This is a genomic window from Bacillus inaquosorum (genome assembly GCF_023238325.1).
GTDB classification, from domain to species: domain Bacteria; phylum Bacillota; class Bacilli; order Bacillales; family Bacillaceae; genus Bacillus; species Bacillus inaquosorum.
Window position 1 is genome coordinate 2,137,666 of sequence record NZ_CP096592.1, and the last position, 19,116, is coordinate 2,156,781.

Below are 19,116 nucleotides of genomic sequence, written 5' to 3' on the forward strand. Positions count from 1 at the left end.
AAATCTCATGCTACACCTAACCTATTATCAATGATGTAACATTTCACATAATGTTTACCTTTAAAATTGGTGTTTTCTATTTTCTTGTTCCTCGTTACCCTAGTTCTTTTAACATATTAAAAATAAGAAAACGAAATGAATGAAAAGAGTTTTGTTAAACTAACTGTCATGAGGAACATTTCATAGAAATATATCGATTTTACTCCTATTTTTGTGGTATGAATAGAAGGTGAATACAAAATCAATTGAATTAGGAGGCCTTGATTAATTTGAAAAATAAAGCGACATTAAAACTTGGAATATGTATTGGACTTTTATGTTTAAGCCTTACTGGTTTCAAACCCTTTGACGGATCAACGCATGCTGAAGCAAAAGCCATAGAAGACACAAAAATGACAAACCGTATAACTATTAAAAAATTTGTTCAACTTGAGAAAAAATTTGATGCCAGGCTTGGCGTTTATGCAATTGACACAGGTACAAACAAGACTATCGCCTATCGGCCGAATGAACGGTTTGCTTACGCATCAACCTATAAAGTTCTAGCCGCAGCTGCTGTCCTGAAGAAAAACTCAATTGAAAAACTTAATGAAGTCATCCACTACAGCAAAGACGATCTTGTTACATATTCTCCAATCACAGAAAAACACGTAGATACAGGCATGAGCCTGAAGGAAATCTCAGAAGCTGCTATCCGTTATAGCGATAATACTGCTGGGAACATATTGTTGCAACAACTTGGCGGCCCTAAAGGTTTCGAAAAGTCACTGAAACAGATTGGGGATCATGTAACCAAGGCTAATCGATTCGAGACGGATCTAAACTCTGCAGTTCCTGGGGATATTCGTGACACAAGCACCGCAAAAGCACTAGCAACCGACCTTAAAGCTTTCACTGTGGATAACACTCTCACGACTGATAAGCGCACGATCTTAACTGATTGGATGCGGGGGAACGCTACTGGTGACGAACTGATTCGGGCAGGCGCTCCTATAGGGTGGGAAGTCGGCGATAAATCTGGAGCCGGAAGTTACGGAACACGAAATGACATTGCTATCGTTTGGCCGCCTAATAGAGCTCCTATTATTTTGGCAATCCTATCAAACCGGTTTACGAAAGATGCTCATTATGATAATGCTCTTATTGCTGAGGCTGCAAAAGTCGTCCTTAACGATCTCAAATCGTAGATGAAGACTCCTTTTTGGAGTCTTCTTATTCTGAAAACTAGTTTATAATACTCTTAGTTATTCGGACTCACTTCCCAATATTTCGTCCCGTTTAAAGACACTAACGTGTCAAACCATATCTCAAAATTGGAATCTAAGTTAACCGCATCTTCAATATCATCAATTGAATCTAGATATAACATATAACCTAATCCTTTTTTGTTTGTGTCAATGACATATCTTCCATCATAATGATATCCAATTAGGACGTATCCCTCGGGGAAATCTTGAACTCCATTGTAATCAATAATTCCTTCTGTGCTAAGTAATGATTCTGTAACTTCCATACTCAAACACTCTGTGTTCTCCCGGTTCCGTTAATTTCCCTTCGTTGCTACAGTCAACACTTCACTAGCTGGTGATGGCTTACCTGATACACTTATCGCTTTTTCCGTATAGTCATAACTGTTGTTAGCTATTAAAACTGTAGAGGTTCAATATCATCGTATTAGGTTTACATCAATTACGTTATAAAAGGCATTAGAGGTATCCGCAACATCCCACACCCCTAGAATAACATGATAACCACTGCGATCAGTTGGTACATAAATCTTATGAGATAGATTAGTATCAGCCTTTGAACCATCGTGATCTACAGTTCCAATTAACTCAAACTCATCCCTTGTTAAAGGTTTGTTTGGATTCCAATCTTTCTTGGTTATATAATAGTGCCACTTTGATGTTGCGTGAGGAGCAGTATAGTGCCAAGTAAAGGTGTTTAGACCCCCACGTATGTTTTGTTTTACCCAATGATCTGCAGTCTGCCTGTCTAACCCAAAATCAATTTGACCCGAGCCTCCATTGGCTGATGCAATTTTCCCATCTGGTGGACCCGCGGACGGAAACCCTTTTGGTCCTTCTACCGATTGAGGATTATCAACTACGGAACCATATTTCTGAGTAGCTGCCGTCCAACCAATTATTTGTTTTTCTAATGATCCCATATACGCTCGACTAGCAGGTTCTTTTATATACCCGTGTGCAGATACATCACCTGCAAATAAAGTAGCACCAACACCTAGAACAGCAGTTAGAACAGCACCTTTGATAAAACCCTTCATTACTACCTCATTCCTCCCTTTATTGTAAAATTTTTCTCTTTCCTACTATAATAATTCATTACATGTGAGGTAATCTCCTTCTTTATTTTTGTTGACGTTTAAAGAACTTCATGTTCCCCGGCTTCTTTGTTCTTCAGCTTATTGACAAACACTCTTTGCATACAGCTTTCCATTTCAGTCACAGATACCGAACACTTTATCAATCTCTTTTTGATCTTTTGGCAACTCTATAAAACACTTATCATCTCTAATATCATTTAACCCCATTTTCGTTGAGATCCGCTTTTCACATTGTTTACACTTTATTTGACCTCACCTTATTTTCTGATTAAAATTGTTGTTTTTATTGAGATTCCTCATTAAAAAAAGCGCTCTGCTTTCTGCTGCAGATGCGCTTCATCTCTCAATATATGGACATATACCACCATTCCAGATTATTCGTACTTAATAACTCTATCTTCTAGTTGCTGAATCTTTCTTAAAAGCTTCTAACTGCTCAAACTTTTAAAAACTAAGACGGTATACCTCCAATATAATTACAACATAAACTAAGAAAATCCTATAACATTGTTTTTCGGGTTTGCAATGGAGAGGAAAACTTAACAAGTCTTTTCGAATTCGAAATAAAATAATAGTTTTATATTATTTTATGCGGAAAATTTTTGATGAAAGATTAGCATTATTTATAGAAGAAATGAAAGAAATACTCAGCAAATATCCCGACCTTCCCAAAATTTAAATGGCTATCATCCGGGACATTTATAAAACCAATCATAAGAAAAATGCAACCGTTTATCATTGCGCTCTTTTACTATCAATTTCCGCTGAATGCAAAAGACAAGATGCTTTGATACTTCTATAAGTCTTTCTTTTTAACAGAAACCGCAGATATAGCAGCAGAAATAACTATCCGCTCCGCTTCTTATACACTCTCTGTAACATGGAGAATTAAAAAAGGGAGGTCGTTCATATACATAGGGGGAGCTTCCTGGATAAGTCCATGGATAAGGATTATATTCTTGTCGCTGATACAAATGGAAAGACGGGTAATAATACAACATGTTCAACTCCTTTTTCAGTTTCCAATATTATACTTATCTATACCCTTTTTAGGTGATTGTCTCTGTATAATTGGGTGGTTGCCTAGTGGATTTTTATTCTGCAAAATCATGGGTGCATGTTCTATTTGACATTGCAGCTGAACTTAAAATCCATTCATCAAGATATAGAATTTCACATAATCTTACCGCACCATTCACCCTGATCCTCTGGCCATCTTTGATTTCTTCCGATGCGTTCTCTACTCCCGACGACGGCTGGGAGATCGTATTAAAAATCCTCAGGGCATGGCGTTATACCGGACGATTTTATATGTACCCTTCGTGATTAAAAAATTATATGTATTTAATTTCTGATGTAATTACATCTGGCTCTTTCACAGTTGCCTCAAACATACTTTGCATTGTCCCCGCACAAGCTGTGAACCCCTGATTAGTGTACTTAACCTTCTCGTGGTAGCAACGCCATATGTCAGTTTATAAGGGCTAATTTATTCCTCGAGAGCTCCCACAAAGAATGCGTCATAAGCGAATTGAGTAATGGTAAAGTAAATTGTATCTAGTAACGATTCAACGTTTACATAAAAGCCGATCTTAACTAATTGAATCATCCTTGGCTTATTTTTAATATCAATTAAGTAAGTCTCTGATGGGCAGTTTCATTAGATTATTTTCCACCCTCTTCTTTGATGTGTTTTTTAATGCTGCGAATGCTTCATTATTTGAAAAAAAAGAGATCATAATCTGAAATGGCTTTAAAGCATTAATTACCTCGAAAATCTCATGTCCTCTGGATCATCCATATACCTTGATTAGTGAACTCACCTAAAAACAATTCGCCAGAGCTCATTGAATCCGATTAAGTACCACTACCATATTGCTTTATTATGGTGATATTTTGTTTGTATCGCCAATGTTGCTGTATTCAATAAAAGAACCTTTTGTTGAAGAAGTAAGACTTAAAAATTTTTAAAAGATCATTTCCACTCTTCTTTTAAAATAGCGTAATAATATTCATCCCACCATTCATTGCCTTTGGGAATACATTTTTTAAAAAAGCCTTCTCTTCTCATTCCAATTTTCTCCATAACTCGGTATGATGGAATATTCTCAGGTTGACACGTAGCTATAATCCTATGTAAGTTCATTTCTTTAAAACCATATTCCAAGATAGCTTGTGCTGCTTCAGAAGCATACCCTCTATTTTGATATTTTGGATTAAACACCCATCCAATCTCATATGTATGTTCACCAAAATACTTTAAAAAAACAATATGCCCTATAAGACAACCTTCATCTATTAGTACTACTGGAAATTTTTCAGCGTTATCACCTTTGTTTTCAATTACAAATTCTTTTGCATCTTCTTCAGTAAAAACCCCTTCTGGTATATACTTCATCACATTAATATCTGATGTATACTCATATACAGCTTGCCAATCTTTGAATTCAAATTCACGTATCAGTAACCTTTTTGTTGTTATATGCATTAAAGTAACTCCCATCAAAAATACTTAAACCCAATCTTTATTTCGATATTAAGACAACAATAACCTCTTTAATTACTATCCTTATTCAACAATATGGCTCCTTACTTGAACAACTCAAGAAATTTCTGATAGTGAACAGGCAACGGAATATGATTCACCTTAATAAAACCCCACCCTTTTCTTTATTGGGGAGGGGTTTTTCGTTTTTAAGATAATATTAATCTTCCTATGCTAATTCCATCAGCCTGCAACTCCTAGTTAGGGGCATATGGGGGGGAATATCTGATGGCTCGCTACACACATCAGCCATTATAATATTTCAATGTAGCCTTCTGTTCCATGAACACGAATTCGTTGCCCATCTTTTATCAGTCGGGTAGCATTTTCAACTCCAACAACTGCTGGTAAGCCATATTCACGCGCTATAACTGCTCCATGAGTCATTAATCCACCAACTTCGGTGACTAGGCCTTTTATGGATACAAACAACGGTGTCCAGCTAGGATCAGTAAAGGAGGTCACTAAGATATCTCCCTCTTCTAGAACAGCATCTTCCATGTTTAAGATGACACGTGCTCGTCCCTCTATAACTCCGGACGAAACGGGTAGACCTACAATGGCTTCGGATGGGAGATTTTCTCGTTTGTACTGACCTACAATGATTTCACCTTCAGACGTGATAACACGTGGTGGTGTTAGTTTTTCGTATAACTTGTACTCGTCTTTTCGTTTGCTGATGATCTGGTAATCCAGTTGATTTGTACGTACGGCTTCGTGAAGTTCTTCAAACGTAAGATCGAATATATCTTCTTTTTCATGAATAACGCCCGCTTGTACGAGACGTTCGGCTTCTTTCAGTAAAGCCTGCTTATAAACGAAGTAGCGATGAACCATGCCGTATTTTGGATATTCCCGGTAACCGCTAAAATTTCGGATCAGGTCGATCATCCGTTTTGTTTCTTTGGCTTTTTGATCACCATCCGGTAATTGCTTCAATCGATCTAATAACTCTAGCTCTTTTTGTAAAGCTTCCTGTCGCCCTTGCTCAAATTTCCGATGGCTGGCATTAGGCTTAAAGTTTTTGATGTTGCCCAGAATCAACGGGACAAGTGTAATAGGTTTCTCGCTCCAACGAGTTCTAGAAATATCGATTTCCCCGACACATCGCATTCCGTATTTGCTGAGATAATCATAGATAGCGTCTCGGGTTTCCTGTCCACCATCCAACTTAAGAAGTTCATCTAAAAAGTGATCATCTTTTACATGTTGTAAATAATCAATGACTTCCGGATAAGGACGAATCACATCTGCGACATCTAATAGCGCCAGACCCATTTCCGAAGTAATATTGTTGGGGACAGATTGAGAAAGCGTATCTGCTGCGTTTTTTTCACCCAACCATTCGTTCATTTTTTCATTGATCCATGTTGAAGCATTCATAGCAGCCATAATCACAGCCGAACTTTGCGGGTCAAACAAAATCTTCTTTAATTGCTGAATATCTTCCAAGATAAAATCAAATAAATCGGATCCTGATTTAATTTGGATGTCTTGTTTTAACTCTTCTGTCGATATTTGACTGCGCTTAATCAGATCAGAAACGATGGTGGGGTCGTTTTCGATTAGTACTTGAGATCCCGCAGACGACATACTTTTATTACTTTTACCGGGACTCTGTTCTTTTTGATCATTTGGTAATGATTTTATAAAGTCTCGCTCTACGATGGTCATAAGTGCGTCTTTTAAGAGCGGATCGTGTTGTCCCATGCCATTTAATAAAAATTCTCTGCTCTCAGGTGATGCCAGATTATGTGTGACATCAACAAATAACCTTCCACCAGCTTTACGCATAGGTGCAGAAGTCGTCAACAGAAAAAAAGACAATCCCAGTGGTTTTATGGGATCCGTCATCATTTGTTGATGACCGACAGAGATATAGACGTGATTTTCCTGATCATTCGCTTCAGGGATCGGATATAAAGTCGTGATTGGCCGACTCTGGACAATATAAAAAGTATCGTCAACCAAACACCATTCGATATCTTGCGGCTGGCCGAAATGAGCTTCGATCTGTCTTCCGATGCATGCCAGTTGTAAAATTTGTTCATCAGTCAGTGTTTGGGTCTTTTGCTGATCAGGATCGATCTGTTCTATTTCTGTTCCGCCTTCTTTTCGTCCATAGATAGCCAATTTTTTGGCTGCTATCCTCTTATCGACGATTTGCCCATCCTGTACTTTATAACAATCGGCAGATGCCAAGCCAGAGACCAGTGCTTCACCAAGTCCAAAACTGGCATCGATGGATAACACCTTTCGGTTGCAAGTAATTGGATCAGCGGTAAATAAAATCCCCGAAGTCTGCGGGAAAACCATCCTTTGAACGATAACGGATAAATAAACCTGGCTGTGGTCAAATCCATTTTGCATACGGTAGATCACCGCGCGATCCGTAAATAGGGAAGCCCAGCATTTGCTGATATGCTGCAAGATGGCATCGACGCCGATGATATTTAAATAGGTATCTTGTTGACCGGCAAAAGAGGCATGTGGTAAATCTTCAGCAGTCGCACTAGAACGCACTGCATAAGCATGTTCTTCCCCAAACCGGGAGATATTGTAAGCAACTGCTTTCACAACATCGGAAGGAATTTCCGCTTTTATAAGGATTTCCCGAATCTTCCCGCTGATTTCAGCGATTTGATCTCGATCTTCTACTTTTAACATGGTTAGCTGATCCAACAAAGCATGATACGTTTCGTTTTGTTCGATGGCTTTTTGAAACCCCACGGTTGTAACACAAAATCCTTCGGGTACTTGGATCCCTTCAATTTTTGATAATTCTCCCAAATTTAACCCTTTTCCGCCAACAACCATAAGCTGTGTTTTTTCCATTTCCTGAAAACCGAGAACCACTGAACTCATTCTACATCTCCCCTTCAAAAGAAATTGACAAGAGCTTCCCAGCATGATATAATTAAAATATATAATGGATATCTATGTGCTTTATAAGGAAACAGACGTAGTCTGATTATATCAGCGTGTCTGTTTTTGTGCAATATAAAAAGAACCTGAGTAATTTTACCAGGTTCTTTCTTAATTTCCTGCTACCATTAATCACATTAAAAAACTTGGTTCGCGCCGACTCCGTTACTGCATAATCCCCTAAGGAAATCCTGAAGTTGGGTTCTTTTGAACTAACTTGCTTTGTTAGTTGAGTCCTTATTTATAAATTAATATTCCGACTTAGTTTTTGTATACGGAACTTCGAGTTATTTGAGACTCATAGTGATTAAAATACATAGCCTGGATATACTTATTACGAGTAATAAGTCCCGATCCCTTATAGGAACTTTATTCTAGAGAAAGAGCAATAAAAGTATTTACAAGAAAAAGATGATCAATAATCAAAACAACATCCAATTTTTATACTAGGTATTGTTTTCGCTTCGTTCCGCAACAACCTATTATCTTTGTTAACCATACCTAAGCTTTTTTGATAATATCTAATACCTGCGAATCCATTACAGAAAGGCTGCCTCCACCATTCAATCTCGATATCCAATAATCTAAAGACTTATTTAGGTCAAGTGAGCTTTTTAAGTTTTTCACAGAATTCACTAAAACCAATGGATCTACTAGGAGCTGTGTTATTTCCCCTAGCCAATCTGCAAAATGCTAAGAATTTTGGATCTTTAGTGATATCATAATTAGCTGTGCTAATCACCTTGTTCACTCTCTTTCAAGACGTCTGCAAACGGCTACTTTGTTTGTACTTAATATGTTTCGTGATATATTAAAGAAAACCATACAAGTGAGGATGTATCATGACAAAACATCAGATCTATACAATGAGTGTCGCAAGGGTCTATCCCCTTTATGTTACGAAGGTGGAGAAAAAAGGACGTATGAAAACAGAAGTCGATGAAATCATCCGTTGGTTGACAGGATATAGCCAGGAAGAGTTAGAAGCGCAACTGGAAAAACAGGCAGACTTTGAGACCTTCTTTGCGGAAGCCCCCCAACTGAATCCTTCACGAGCTTTGATCAAAGGTGTGGTCTGCGGTGTCCGAGTGGAAGACATCGAAGAACCAACTATGCAGGAAATTCGTTATTTGGATAAACTGATCGATGAGTTAGCAAAGGGAAAAGCGATGGAGAAGATTTTGCGGAAATAATAATTAAAACGAATTCCGTATATAAAATATAAATGAAGGTGTTTTATTATTGAATCGGCAATAATCTGAAAAATGCTTTGATGTTGTCAGCACCCACTGTCATCCTGGTCAGCTACAGCTTTAAATGCTTTTCTGAGCGTAACCATTTGTGACCTTAGTTCCTTATACTCTTTGGTTCTTTTTATCCGCTTCAGAGAGTAAAGATTCAGCTTCAAATACCTTCATATCATTCTCCTTCCAGCCTATTCTATGTAAATTTTACCACAATCATCAATAACAGAAAAAGACAGCCAAATCTGACTGTCTTATACATCGCACTATCTTGTTCTATAATAATTTTCTGCGGTATAATAGCGCCATTCCCAAAAAGCTTCTCCATTGGAGAGTATATACCGGTCTAGAAATATCTCAAAGTTTAAATTTAATGGTGTATACTCACCTATTTCAAATATAAAGAGGTAGTTGGGATCACCTTTATCCAATTTACCTTTGTCGATCATCAAATGGCAACCTTCTAATAAGTGACCAATTGGGATACCATTGATGCCTTCAAACAAATCCTCATATTTTAATTCTTCTTCAATCTCTTCAAGGCTAAATAAATGAAGTCCTCCACCTATATTCTCCCTATCAGCAAGAATCTCAAAAATTTTTGCACCATTATGTAGTGTAATAAACTTTTGATAATCATCTGGAAGTGTAAGCTGGTACTTAACCTCAAAGTTTTGAACTTCCTTAAGGGTTGCTTTGTTCGGTGAAAATGTAACAAGGCACTCCATGATATCTCCCTCAGAACAAAACAATTTAATGGCTCCTTTTTCATCTAAGAGACTTTTCAAACCGTTTACTGTCTTATGAACAAAGTTAGCCAAATACATCACCCCATTATTATTCTTGTAACGAGAATAAATATCCCTTTTGGCATACAAATTCCAAAAGATATGAACAGATCGTGATAGACGCCCTTTTCATTGAATATAATGCAATAAATTCAAAAAAGAGGTGCCTCCCAAAAGTGAATTCTCTAATGAATGAAGACATGATGAAGATTATTAGAAATGGCCTTAGCGCATCGCATCATCCAAAGCATATTATTGTTGTGGGAGCTGGATTGGCCGGGCTTGTATCAGCATCTTTGCTAAAAAATGCCGGTCACAGAGTGACGATTCTTGAAGCGAGCGGCAGAGCTGGCGGCCGTGTCTGCACTTTGAGATCTCCCTTTAGTGATGGTTTGTACTTGAACGTTGGTCCGATGCGCATACCGAATAACCATTTGCTAACCTTAGAATATATAAAAAAATTCAGTCTGCCAACAAATGTATTTATCAACAGAACCCCAATGGACATCATTTATACGAATGGAATCCTAACACGTCTCCATATTTTCGAACGAAATCCTCAAATATTAAGATACCCTGTTGCACCGAACGAACAAGGGAAATCGGCTGAAGAGCTAATGCTTTCTGTATTGCAGCCAATATTAAATTTTATTAATCAAGATCCTGCAAGAAATTGGCGGATTGTTGAAAAACAATACAAGAATGAATCGTTAAGCTCATTCTTAAACACTTTCTTTTCATATGGAGCAATCGATATGATTGGTGTACTTTTGGATATGGAAGCGTATATGGGTATGTCCCTTGTTGAAGCGTTACGGGAATCAATCTTTTTTACATCGCCATCTCACTTCTATGAGATAACAGGCGGCATGGATCGACTTCCTCATGCGTTTCTTCCTCAATTAAAAACAAATATTCTATACCATCAAAAAATGATGAAAATTTCTCAAAATGAGAACAGCGTTACGATCCATTGTCAGCATCAACAAACAGCAGAACATGTAGCGTTCACAGCTGATCTTGCTATTATAACTATTCCTTTTTCAACATTGCGATTTGTAAAAGTCGAACCATACCATTCTTTTTCTTACTATAAACGGAGGGCAATCCGCGAACTAAACTATATAAGCGCAACAAAAATCGGCATAGAGTTTAAAAGCCGATTTTGGGAAAAAGCCGGGCAACGCGGCGGTAAATCAATTACTGATCTTCCGATTCGATTTTCGTATTATCCAAGCACTGGTATTGGAGCAAATGGACATGCTGTTGTTCTGGCGAGTTATACATGGGCAGATGAGGCACTGATGTGGGACAGTCTTTCAGAAGATGAGCGTATTCAGTATACTTTACTCAATTTATCTGAAATATATGGCGATATTGTATGGTCTGAATTTGTGTCCGGCGCCTCTTTTAGCTGGAGTCAGAACCCTTATTCTGCGGGGGCCTTTACAGCTTTCGAACCAGGACAAGAATTAGAGCTTTATCCTTATATCCCTGTCCCTGAGGGAAGAATTCATTTCGCTGGAGAACATGTCTCACTCACTCATGCGTGGATGCAAGGCGCGATTGAATCAGGAATACGTGCCGCTTATGAAGTCAATCGTTTACCTTAAATCAGGCTGGCATCTTGTGATAAAGCTGATTGAATCAAGAATCTTGAAGGAACGAGGAGGCCTTCAAAGAGCTCTTCATTTTAAAAAGAATGAAGACCAAAGGCTGCCGATAATGAATCGACAGCCTTAATAATCTAGGACTCTCTTATTTTTTATCTATTACTCAGTAAAATCTATAACCATACGGCCGGTAACTTTGCCTTGTTCCATTTCATCAAATATATCATTAACATCTTGGATTGGACGCTTTGTCACTTTAGGTACAACCTTACCGTCTGTAGCAAATCGGAAAGCTTCCTTCAGGTCTTCTCTAGTACCTACTAATAGAACCTACTACTTGAATCTGCAGCTAAAGTATTGAGGCTAAGAGGTGCATTAAATTGTTAGATGAAGAAGGATTATGTGAAGGTATCTGTTGAGAGCAAGCGCTGACTACAAAAAAATACCGCTATTAAACAAAAAATTGATAGCATTCTCATTTTATAGGGTAAGTTTTAAAACCTGATGGAGAATACCCTACCTCCAGCAATGCCAAGGCCGTTCGCCTAGCAGAAAACGACCTTTAACCATTACTAACGATTTTAATAATCATTTACTATACCCGAGGCATATATTGGGATTCCAACTAAAAGACCGTCGCCTCTTAGTAACTCACAATAACAATGATTATAAAATTTCTCATGGAACGATCAGCAGCCCGTTAGCTACCCCTGATTAAAGATGATCTGTTACCACACTGTTACGTTAGAACTTCCACTACTTTGATATCCCTCTGTCGCTAAAACTTGGTAAGACCAATTACTACCCAGATTCATTCCATGACTCTTCCATGCGTTAACATGATTGCTGAAAGTGATTGTAGCGTTGCTTCCAGTTGGTCTCTTCGACTGGCGAACACTCCAGTACTGCGTAAAAGTAGTGCTTGGGCCATCAATAGAAGGTGCGTTATAACGTGTAGTTGTATATATGTCATATGTACCCCCATCACTGTTTACAGTACCTTTATACGTTCCAGTAGGTCTATAAGTACCCCATGAATCCACTACATAATATTCTATGAGAGGAGATCTCGTCCAACCATATAAAGTCAAATATCCATTGCCATTCGGCGCCCAAACTCCTGCATTATAGTTTATTGTCCTAAATGGCGAACCTGTAGTCCAACCTTTACCAACAACGAAATTTCCGGTATTAGACCAATTAACACTGTAATTCCCGCCAGACCCATTGACAGCGTTTACTATTCCGCCCCCATCAGTCCAATTTTGCCAGTAGTCTGTGCTAGCTGCAGAAGCGGTTGACGAAAACAAGCTAATACTCATTAAAGCTGCCGTTAATCCAACTAAGAAATTCTTTTTAAACTTAAACATATGTTACCTCCTATAATATTTTTTCTGACTTTAACTTGAGGTAGCACTCGTATATATTTAAAACATTCTTAATTACTAACGCCAAAGCTTTTGATCGTCCCCTTCAATATAATACCACGAATTCAAGAATAAATATTGAGAATATTTGTAATTTAATTATAAATACCTAAAAATTACATTATAAGTAGTCTTGTCCCGCCAGTCTGATCCTTTTTTCGTAGAATCACAATTCTTGATGGAGTAATATCTGTAATTAATCCCCATTAAAACCATTTCGTATAAAGGAGATATACATTAGAGATTGTGAAGTCATTGTAGCTGCTTCAGGTGGTGCTCCTGACTTTGAAACGTTTCATGTCCAAAAAATCAGCTCATAAGATTGTTTACTGTGTCTTCGATGTTATCTACAAAGACGGTCAGTCAATTGCTTCTAAGCCGCTCACTGTGCGTAAGACAGTTCTGAACTCACTTGAACTGAATCATCCAAATGTTTGTGTTATCGAAGGAATACAAGGTAACGGACTCGCTTACTTCAATCTGGTCAAAGAAATGAACTTAGAGGGAATCGTACTCAAGAAATCTGACTCCTCTTATGAAATTAATAAACGTTCAAATAATTGGCTGAAAGTGATCAATTATGATTACACTGAAGTTCTCATAACCGGCTATACCAAAAAGGATAATCTGTCTTATCCTGATGGAACTGCAGCTGGGTTTATGGAATTTATGCCACATGCAGAGCGAACTAAGTTCCACTCTATGAAACAAGTAAAGTCTGAATCTGACGAATATGTATTTATTGATCCTATCTTATGTAAAGTTAAGCACAGATTTAAGACTAAACATGGTAAACTCCGCATCCCTTCCTTCGAATCCTGGAGAGTATAATCTCTCCGTTACATAACTCCTTAGTGCAAAACCCTTTAAAGTTGAATGAAAATCTAGTACATGGATCAATTAGTTTTCATCCATTCATCGAAGCTATAGGGATAATCGACAGTCTTTATAAACCTATTTCTTTTGCCTTCTGACGGGTTTTCATACATCCCTCATAGCTGTAAGCCCAAATTTCTTTATAATCTCTTAATTCACCGGATTTCCCTGTGGGTGATGAAATGTCTAAAGCTATTGATTAGCTCCCACATATTACCGCCATGTGAAAACCCATTTGCTCTATAGCCTAATTGGTATGGCTAAACGTCTTCCCCTGTGTAATCATCAACGAAGAACAGCTTTGTTTTAAATCTGAAATAAGCTACACGATCCTTTGACTTACAAAAGAAAATACGTATATCAATGCTTCCGATAAGCTTTATCAGGTCGTTAATATCATTCATGCATTTTATTTGCTCTTGATTTGGTAATATAGTTTTTATAACTATTTCACTCACAATTAAAAAGTTACCCTTGCATTCCTTCAGCCGCCATGCTATATTCATATAGCGATGAGCTGAATTGTGTAAGCCGATGTACATGCCCTTTGCGGCACACACGAATGTGGCATGGTAAAAGAGGTACTACAAAGCCTTACACAGCGTAGCTCATCGCTTTTTTATTTCTGTCAGGTCACAGGTAAGGTCACGATTTTAATAACAAATCCATCTTATCTGCTGCTTCTAATTGCATTGATGGAAGAGCGTGACTCTATGTTCCTAATGTTTGCTTAATATCTGAATGCCCTAACCTCTCTTGTACTATTTTTGGACTCACACCAATACTGATTAAATAAGTAGCATGTGTGTCTTAATGCATGAGGTTTAATTTTAGGTAATCCCAGCTGTTTACGTATTGAGTGAAATCCCCTTCTCCAATTACATGGCAGCAACCAATCCCCCATTTTCGTACATACCACTAAGTCTAGATCATTGTATTTAGTTCCTGCTTCTTTCTTGTGTCCTGCTCAACCAACCTTTTATGTTTCCGTAAGCTTTCACATAGTGACTCAGGTATATTAACGTTTCTGTATGAGTTAACTGTTTTAACTTCTGGTTCTAACCCATAGTTACCTTTATCATCTATCCTACATAATGTTTGGCGTATTGTGATATACCGTTTTTCTCAGTTAATACTCTTCCATTCTAACCCCAGTACCTCACCCATTCTCAAACCAGTCTTAATGGATATTTCATAAGCAATGTAATGTCTTGATGGGCGTTTAAGTTTTGAAGTATCCAGGAAACGTTTAATTTCTTCAGGAGTCCAAGTCTCCACTATGCTCTTTTCTCTTGGTAAGTTCAATTCATCAAAGATGGCCATATCAATTTTTCTTCTTCGTGATGCCTTTTTGAATATGCTTCTGGTTACCTGTACTGCTCTTCTTACTGTGTCAGCTGATACTTTAGGCTCAAAGTGGAGTGTGTTTATGTGTTGCTGCAATACTTCCTCTGTGATCTCATCGAATTTGTATTTCGATAAATAAGGAAGAACATTGTATTGAAGTATCTCTCTATAGTTGTTAAATGTACTTGGTCTAAGTTTCACTCTTTTTGATTCTAACCAGGATTCGGCATACGTTCCAAATGATTCAGATATCTCCGGTAAGTAGTTCTTTTCTTCTTCAACCTCAAGAATCACCTGTTTAAGTACCTCTTGAGCTTCTTTATAAGTCTTAATCCCTTTTCTTTTACGCTGAATCCTCTTTTTTGTTATTGGATGCGTTCCACCTGAATAAACAAAATAATATGTTCCTGTTTTATCGTCTTTTGCATCTGCTTTATGTGCCATCTGTTTGTTAGTTGTTTTGTCTTCACCTGCCTTTGCAATGAGCGAGACTAAACCATCTGAATTCACAAATGTCATTAGACCGTCTGGTTTCACTAGTGCGCCAATAAATTATGAACTTAAAGGTTCAAATGCTTTTTACACTAAGGAATTTAACGCAGATAGAGCTAAAGTAAATGTAACTACTAAACCTAGTTCTGAGTTTTGGGATAACCAAACTATCAATGTATCACTTCAATATTTGAATAAAAACACAGGAAAGAGTGGGAAACAGTTGCAGCAAGCTATAATGCTGGTAACAAAGAAGATACATGCGCTCTCAATATCGCATACAATTAGTTTCATATATACCTAGCACCAAAATCGGTGAAAGGTACTCTTGTTTATTACACATGGTAGGTAAATATAAAAAATCTCCTGTCTGTTAATTGAGACGGGAGATTCTTATTTTAAAGTCCAACAAGTCCATATTGTATTTTTATCTAGTCTTATTATCTTGTTTATTTTATTAAAAAGATGCTTTTAATTAAATAACTTCGTTTTGAGCTTCTCCCTCTCTAAGTACCGTTATAAACTATTATAGAACATTTGAGGGTATTTGTGTATTAAATTAAAGTGAGTTAGGCTAGTTTCCCAGTGAAGATAACAGGAGATTAGTAGTTAACATTTCCCATTTTAGATGGATTATATTGACACAATTAGATAATAAGTTACAATTAACTTGTGAAAAATTCACAAGGAGGAGATTTTAAATGAAAAAAATTGTATTACTTATATTTAGCCTGTTTATGGCATCTACAGTTGCTATTATCCCAGCATCTGCAACAACTTATCAGCTTAATTTTACTAAGAGTGGAGGTAACTATCTTTATTCAAACAATGTTGAAACGATTCTAGGTTCTGAAGTGTCAAGTAGTCCTTATGGCAAATACACAGTAGAACATTCTTTATCCGCAAACAATGAATACACTGCTGAGTTTTACCATCACAACAATGCATCAACAAATCTTACTTTTGGTATTGCCATTAAAAATAATAATACAAAATCTGCTCAAGTAAGAGTCTTAGGAAAGGCAGTAAATGCCGGTTCGCAAACTTTAGATACCGCTACGCTTACTACAAGAGATTTTGGTAACAGCACCAATGATCAGTACATTACTATTCCAGCTGGACAAACAGTGGTTTTATTATCTAAAGATGTTACGGCACCTTATATAGTCGATGGTAAAGTTAGTTTTGTTCCTACTGCAAGCAACATGAAGGCACGTATCTTTTATATGAAGACCTCTAATTATAATGTAAATAGCATTTTTGGTTTACCTAAACAAACAACTTCGGATTACCAAAAAGTATCTGGAGTTTTCCCAACTTGGAAGCGTTACGCAACTGTTGATGGAAACATATTCTATAATAATACCTTCTATTTGTCCTCGTACAGTTGGGTTGGGAACCAAAATGAATATGATACTCCAATTAGTTACATTGGAAAATCCAATCTTGATGGTAACTATGGTGTGCTTTATGACTTACAGTTGAAAAACGCCGCTGGCAAGAGATTAAAAATTACTCCTTATCTTAATGAAAAAGATCCACGAGCTGCAGGGCAACTAGTTCTTTGGACATCCTCTACAGGTTGGTATCGTACTACTAGTATCAACCACACTAGTGCGATTAAATATTGGGTTATGTCTATTCCAGCAGATCAACATATCAAGTATATGTTGCCAGGTGGTAACTATGGGAACGTTAAGTTTGATATTATCGACTAAAAACAGAGTATAAATATCAAGTAAACTAATCATGCAAGTTATAAAAATAGATATTCTAAAATTTTATTATTGGCTCCAACCAGCCATAGTGATTAGAGGGCTCCCTCGCTCTCTAATCACCCCTTTGTATCCCCTTAATACTTTTTATATTTATCTCTTCAATTAGGCAGCTTTCCAGCTATTTAGATATACGTGTAGCAAACCTACAAAATAACATGCTTTTGTGTTAACTCACTCCAATCATAATCAAATTCCTTATCTGTATACACAGTCTGACAAAGAACTAAAGATTCTTCATTTCCCTTTGCTAGAGTTAAATTACTTTATGACACCATTACTCTTTAAATTACTCATGAGTTCAGGATTGTCATGTTCTACATGATAAAAGAACACCTCATCAACATAATTTTCAACATCCCAACTTTTTATGCCCCATTCATTTGTTGTAATTAATATAATTTTTCTTGAGTTAGTTTTTTCAATTTCCCTCAACAATTTTACAAATCTCTCTGAGTTATCTAAAGCTCCTTGAACAGGATAGTATAAAGTGAACGTAGATTCATTTCCACTTGGATTTGATCTTGTCCGCCCTTCATAACTATTGATTTTGACAATCATTCTACCCAATTTATAAGTAGTTGTGGATTTTACGGAGCTAGGTAATAAACCCTCCTCAAACGCCCTATTTATCGATCTTGCTACATCGTTCATTTCATTGCTAGTTCTTATAATTCCTTTATTAAATATTTCATTTCAACAAAAAAGGACTACTCTTACCTTAGCGTCATTATCGTACCCTCTTACAAGTAATACTTTTTTTGTTTCATCTTCTAAAGATTTCATCACATTTTCAATAGCCTTGTCTCTATCGTTCAAAATAACCCCTCCATATATTAAAGCCGCTTCCATTCAACATACTCAAACCGTTTCTGATACAAATCTTCAAGTATGGCAGCCCATTCAATCCAACCTTCGGCAACAATGCTTTTCTTTTTCCCGTCTTCCATCCACTCTATCCAATACACCTGAACACCCCTAGCGTTTTACGACTTGAATTTCCCTTACTTCACATTGGACATTACACTTTGTTTTGAGCTCACTTGCTACCTCAATGACTTCTAACATATTATGCAATTTAGAAGCGCCGTGGAGGTCGTTAGATGTCAAATAACCGTCCTCATCTAACTTAAATGATTGAAGTATTCCTTGTTTTCAAACTGCAGTACATAAAAATAATCAATCAAAGGCATAAATCAACCTCTTTTAAATAATTTTGTAATCCTCATTGCTAATGGCAGCAAACCAATTAACATGAAAAAAGCAATCGCATTAAGCTTATTTTTGAAAAACAGGCTGGCCAAATTCCTTTCCATGCCCGTTGCTGTTTCTTTATCCATGAGTTCTTTAAACTCTTCATCATAGACCTGATCAACAAAAATAAACTTAATGCCAGTCAACAAATTCTTGAGTATGTTGAATAAATTATGTAGGTGATCTTGTGGAAGAGAAATACGAAACAAACGGGTATGATACTTCAATCGTATATGATTACAAAGAGTATCCTGATGTAAAATACGGTCGCTGCGACAATTGCGATTACACTTTGTTCAAAAGCTCTGTAAAAAGCGGTATATTCTTGCGTGAGTGTCGACGATGCGGTATGAAAAAGAGCATTTAGTTTAATGCTCTTTTGTTTAAAACACTTCTTTTATCTTGATTCTTTATGCTCTCGAATTAATCATGTTATTTTGGATACTTGCCTGCTTGGATCAGCAGTGTTTACTTGGTGTAAAC

The 19,116-nt window shown here is 37.0% G+C and carries 15 protein-coding genes and 9 pseudogenes; 6 read left to right on the top strand and 18 right to left on the bottom strand.

The annotated features are described in order from the left end of the window. Nucleotides 1–5: 5 nt before the first annotated feature. A pseudogene (locus tag M1M80_RS21685) lies at nucleotides 6–83 on the bottom strand (nucleotide-binding domain-containing protein); the annotation flags it as partial. Between the two features lie 180 nt (nucleotides 84–263). Between M1M80_RS21685 and bla the strand changes: the two are divergent. Continuing rightward, nucleotides 264–1,187: a class A beta-lactamase gene (gene bla / locus M1M80_RS10370; protein WP_080429103.1), complete on the top strand. Its 924-nt coding sequence runs from the start codon at nucleotides 264–266 to the stop codon at nucleotides 1,185–1,187. 53 nt (nucleotides 1,188–1,240) lie between these two features. Here bla and M1M80_RS10375 read toward each other — a convergent pair. The 6 genes and pseudogenes from M1M80_RS10375 to M1M80_RS10395 form a co-directional block, all read right to left on the bottom strand. Beyond that, a pseudogene (locus tag M1M80_RS10375) lies at nucleotides 1,241–1,495 on the bottom strand (SMI1/KNR4 family protein); the annotation flags it as partial. Between the two features lie 171 nt (nucleotides 1,496–1,666). Then, nucleotides 1,667–2,287 carry a lytic polysaccharide monooxygenase auxiliary activity family 9 protein gene (locus tag M1M80_RS10380; protein WP_003241828.1) on the bottom strand — a complete coding sequence of 207 codons (621 nt, stop codon included), beginning with the start codon at nucleotides 2,285–2,287 and terminating at the stop codon, nucleotides 1,667–1,669. 1,226 nt (nucleotides 2,288–3,513) lie between these two features. After that, nucleotides 3,514–3,616: pseudogene (locus tag M1M80_RS21690) on the bottom strand (PEP-utilizing enzyme); the annotation flags it as partial. A 706-nt stretch (nucleotides 3,617–4,322) separates the two neighbouring features. Continuing rightward, nucleotides 4,323–4,835 (bottom strand): GNAT family N-acetyltransferase, encoded by a 513-nt coding sequence (locus M1M80_RS10385; RefSeq protein ID WP_060398774.1) that lies wholly within the window; start codon nucleotides 4,833–4,835, stop codon nucleotides 4,323–4,325. Nucleotides 4,836–5,144: 309 nt separating this feature from the next. Beyond that, nucleotides 5,145–7,757 (bottom strand): phosphoenolpyruvate synthase, encoded by a 2,613-nt coding sequence (ppsA, locus tag M1M80_RS10390; protein WP_060398775.1) that lies wholly within the window; start codon nucleotides 7,755–7,757, stop codon nucleotides 5,145–5,147. 475 nt (nucleotides 7,758–8,232) lie between these two features. Continuing rightward, nucleotides 8,233–8,559, bottom strand: a pseudogene (locus M1M80_RS10395) (hypothetical protein). Between the two features lie 100 nt (nucleotides 8,560–8,659). Here M1M80_RS10395 and M1M80_RS10400 point away from each other — a divergent pair. Then, nucleotides 8,660–9,010 (top strand): DUF2200 domain-containing protein, encoded by a 351-nt coding sequence (locus M1M80_RS10400; RefSeq protein WP_060398776.1) that lies wholly within the window; start codon nucleotides 8,660–8,662, stop codon nucleotides 9,008–9,010. 67 nt (nucleotides 9,011–9,077) lie between these two features. Here M1M80_RS10400 and M1M80_RS10405 read toward each other — a convergent pair. Together M1M80_RS10405 and M1M80_RS10410 are read right to left on the bottom strand one after the other, a co-directional pair. Beyond that, nucleotides 9,078–9,235: pseudogene (locus M1M80_RS10405) on the bottom strand (T7SS effector LXG polymorphic toxin); the annotation flags it as partial. 92 nt (nucleotides 9,236–9,327) lie between these two features. After that, nucleotides 9,328–9,882, bottom strand: coding sequence for an SMI1/KNR4 family protein (locus tag M1M80_RS10410; RefSeq protein ID WP_060398777.1), 555 nt, complete (start codon nucleotides 9,880–9,882; stop codon nucleotides 9,328–9,330). Between the two features lie 143 nt (nucleotides 9,883–10,025). On the opposite strand from M1M80_RS10410, the gene M1M80_RS10415 reads away from it, so the two are divergent. Next, a complete protein-coding gene (locus tag M1M80_RS10415) occupies nucleotides 10,026–11,462 on the top strand; it encodes a flavin monoamine oxidase family protein (protein ID WP_134980950.1) in 1,437 nt (478 codons plus the stop codon). Between the two features lie 159 nt (nucleotides 11,463–11,621). Here the strand turns inward: M1M80_RS10415 and adhP are convergent. Continuing rightward, nucleotides 11,622–11,805 (bottom strand): annotated as a pseudogene (adhP, locus tag M1M80_RS10420) (alcohol dehydrogenase AdhP); the annotation flags it as partial. 385 nt (nucleotides 11,806–12,190) lie between these two features. Next, the gene (gene xynA, locus M1M80_RS10425; RefSeq protein ID WP_060398779.1) at nucleotides 12,191–12,832 is read right to left on the bottom strand and encodes an endo-1,4-beta-xylanase XynA; all 642 of its coding nucleotides are present in this window, start codon (nucleotides 12,830–12,832) and stop codon (nucleotides 12,191–12,193) included. A 293-nt stretch (nucleotides 12,833–13,125) separates the two neighbouring features. On the opposite strand from xynA, the pseudogene M1M80_RS10430 reads away from it, so the two are divergent. Next, nucleotides 13,126–13,720: pseudogene (locus M1M80_RS10430) on the top strand (ATP-dependent DNA ligase); the annotation flags it as partial. Nucleotides 13,721–13,785: 65 nt separating this feature from the next. Here M1M80_RS10430 and M1M80_RS10435 read toward each other — a convergent pair. Both M1M80_RS10435 and M1M80_RS10440 read right to left on the bottom strand, forming a co-directional pair. Continuing rightward, nucleotides 13,786–14,169: pseudogene (locus M1M80_RS10435) on the bottom strand (hypothetical protein). A 721-nt stretch (nucleotides 14,170–14,890) separates the two neighbouring features. After that, nucleotides 14,891–15,631: a tyrosine-type recombinase/integrase gene (locus M1M80_RS10440; protein WP_248596942.1), complete on the bottom strand. Its 741-nt coding sequence runs from the start codon at nucleotides 15,629–15,631 to the stop codon at nucleotides 14,891–14,893. 674 nt (nucleotides 15,632–16,305) lie between these two features. On the opposite strand from M1M80_RS10440, the gene M1M80_RS10445 reads away from it, so the two are divergent. Then, a complete protein-coding gene (locus M1M80_RS10445) occupies nucleotides 16,306–17,322 on the top strand; it encodes a hypothetical protein (RefSeq protein WP_060398780.1) in 1,017 nt (338 codons plus the stop codon). A 318-nt stretch (nucleotides 17,323–17,640) separates the two neighbouring features. On the opposite strand, the gene M1M80_RS10450 is transcribed toward M1M80_RS10445, so the two are convergent. From M1M80_RS10450 to M1M80_RS10465, 5 genes and pseudogenes are all read right to left on the bottom strand, one after another. Beyond that, nucleotides 17,641–18,033 (bottom strand): hypothetical protein, encoded by a 393-nt coding sequence (locus tag M1M80_RS10450; RefSeq protein WP_248596943.1) that lies wholly within the window; start codon nucleotides 18,031–18,033, stop codon nucleotides 17,641–17,643. Nucleotides 18,034–18,075: 42 nt separating this feature from the next. After that, on the bottom strand, nucleotides 18,076–18,198 hold the full coding sequence (locus tag M1M80_RS21545) for a hypothetical protein (RefSeq protein WP_266131951.1): 123 nt from the start codon (nucleotides 18,196–18,198) through the stop codon (nucleotides 18,076–18,078). Between the two features lie 17 nt (nucleotides 18,199–18,215). Then, nucleotides 18,216–18,347, bottom strand: a complete 132-nt coding sequence (locus tag M1M80_RS10455) for a hypothetical protein (RefSeq protein WP_060398781.1) — start codon at nucleotides 18,345–18,347, stop codon at nucleotides 18,216–18,218. A gap of 10 nt (nucleotides 18,348–18,357) precedes the next feature. Further along, a pseudogene (locus tag M1M80_RS10460) lies at nucleotides 18,358–18,572 on the bottom strand (hypothetical protein). A gap of 3 nt (nucleotides 18,573–18,575) precedes the next feature. After that, nucleotides 18,576–18,794, bottom strand: coding sequence for a hypothetical protein (locus M1M80_RS10465; protein ID WP_060400029.1), 219 nt, complete (start codon nucleotides 18,792–18,794; stop codon nucleotides 18,576–18,578). A gap of 26 nt (nucleotides 18,795–18,820) precedes the next feature. Between M1M80_RS10465 and M1M80_RS10470 the strand changes: the two genes are divergently transcribed. After that, nucleotides 18,821–19,000, top strand: a complete 180-nt coding sequence (locus tag M1M80_RS10470; protein WP_003231000.1) for a DUF8096 family protein — start codon at nucleotides 18,821–18,823, stop codon at nucleotides 18,998–19,000. Nucleotides 19,001–19,116: the final 116 nt, after the last annotated feature.

Coding starts and splice junctions, on each gene's coding strand:
- M1M80_RS10440 (WP_248596942.1), bottom strand. CDS start 15,631: ATGACATTTGTGAATTCAGATGGTTTAGTCTCGCTCATTGCAAAGGCA.
- M1M80_RS10450 (WP_248596943.1), bottom strand. CDS start 18,033: ATGAACGATGTAGCAAGATCGATAAATAGGGCGTTTGAGGAGGGTTTA.
- M1M80_RS10400 (WP_060398776.1), top strand. CDS start 8,660: ATGACAAAACATCAGATCTATACAATGAGTGTCGCAAGGGTCTATCCC.
- xynA (WP_060398779.1), bottom strand. CDS start 12,832: ATGTTTAAGTTTAAAAAGAATTTCTTAGTTGGATTAACGGCAGCTTTA.
- M1M80_RS10445 (WP_060398780.1), top strand. CDS start 16,306: ATGAAAAAAATTGTATTACTTATATTTAGCCTGTTTATGGCATCTACA.
- ppsA (WP_060398775.1), bottom strand. CDS start 7,757: ATGAGTTCAGTGGTTCTCGGTTTTCAGGAAATGGAAAAAACACAGCTT.
- M1M80_RS10385 (WP_060398774.1), bottom strand. CDS start 4,835: ATGCATATAACAACAAAAAGGTTACTGATACGTGAATTTGAATTCAAA.
- M1M80_RS10380 (WP_003241828.1), bottom strand. CDS start 2,287: ATGAAGGGTTTTATCAAAGGTGCTGTTCTAACTGCTGTTCTAGGTGTT.